The sequence below is a fragment of the Streptomyces niveiscabiei genome (assembly GCF_001419795.1).
Lineage (GTDB): Bacteria > Actinomycetota > Actinomycetes > Streptomycetales > Streptomycetaceae > Streptomyces > Streptomyces niveiscabiei.
Genome location: NZ_LIRL01000902.1, coordinates 1 through 1,225, shown reverse-complemented (window position 1 = coordinate 1,225; position 1,225 = coordinate 1). Strand labels below are relative to the sequence as shown.

Annotated in this window: 3 protein-coding genes; all 3 read right to left on the bottom strand. The window is 72.7% G+C overall.

The window, feature by feature from the left end; translation table 11 throughout:
- A partial coding sequence (locus AOK24_RS36610; RefSeq protein WP_206191331.1) for a gamma-glutamyltransferase occupies positions 1-522 on the bottom strand: 522 nt, incomplete at its 3' end.
- A gap of 101 nt (positions 523-623) precedes the next feature.
- On the bottom strand, positions 624-944 hold the full coding sequence (locus tag AOK24_RS36605) for an SCO4225 family membrane protein (RefSeq protein ID WP_055724268.1): 321 nt from the start codon (positions 942-944) through the stop codon (positions 624-626).
- A 105-nt stretch (positions 945-1,049) separates the two neighbouring features.
- On the bottom strand, positions 1,050-1,225 hold a 176-nt coding region (locus AOK24_RS36600), incomplete at its 5' end, for a response regulator transcription factor (protein WP_167376894.1).

The window sequence follows — 1,225 nt, the reverse complement described above, 5'->3', positions numbered from 1 at the left end:
GTCCGGGAGGTAGACCCGCGCGGAGGACGTCCACTCGGTCTCGAAGAGGCTCCGTACGGTCTCCACGGTCGTCCCGACGTTCTCCACGGGCGCGTGCCCGTGCTCCGCGTAGCCGATGGCGTACTTCAGGACGTCCGTGAGGCGCTTGGTGCCGTGGTCGCGCAGGAGGAGCAGCCACGCGTCGAACGCGCCCGGCACGGCCGCAGCGAGGGGCCCTGTGCCGGGTACGAGGTCGAGGCCGAGCGCCCGGTAGTGCGCGATCGTCGCGCCCTGGGGGGCGACGCCCTGGCCGCACAGTATGCGCACCGCGCCGCCCGCGGGCGCCAGCAGGATCGGGACCTCTCCGGCGGGCCCGTTGAGGTGCGGTTCGACGACGTGCAGCACGAACGCGCCCGCCACCGCCGCGTCGTACGCGTTGCCGCCGTCCTCCAGGACCGCCATCGCCGACTGCGAGGCGAGCCAGTGCGTCGACGACACCATGCCGAAGGTGCCCTGGAGCGTCGGCCGGGTGGTGAACTGCATCTCGCACCTCACTGGGTTCGCGCGCCGCACGGATGCCGGGCGGCCGTAGATCGTTGCTACGACCATCAGACTGCCCCGCCCGCGCGGGCGCACACCAGCCGCTACCGCCCGGTGAGGGCCGCCCCCATCCCGCGCCCGCGCGTGGCGGCCCGGTAGAGCGCCCCGATGACCCCGGCCTGCACGACCGCCCCGACCACGACACCCGCCAACACCAGCGGCTCCGGCAGCATCAGGAAGATCCACGACACCGGCCCGGTCACCACGAACGCCCACACGCCCGCCATGCTCGCGTCCTCGTGCGTGACGAACAGCGCGTCCACGGCGATCCACCCCAGCACGGCGGCCACCAGCGCGAGATACCCCAGCGCGGCCGGATTCACGAACCACTGCCGGACCTTGCCGACGAACTGCGAGCGGACCATGACACGCCTCCACGGAGCTTTTCCGACCGTCCCTCTGTCTGCCTCCAGCTTCCCGGGGACCGCGCGCGGGGGCCTGAGTACGGATACTCAGTCGCCGGGGCCGGGCTACCCAGCCTCCCGGCGCGCCCGCACCAGCCCCGACTCGTAGGCGAACACGACCAGTTGGGCCCGGTCCCGCGCGCCGAGCTTCGTCATCGCCCGGCTGATGTGGGTCTTCGCGGTGAGGGGGCTGATGACCATGTGGGCGGCTATCTCGTCGTTCGTGAGGCCGTGGGCGGCGA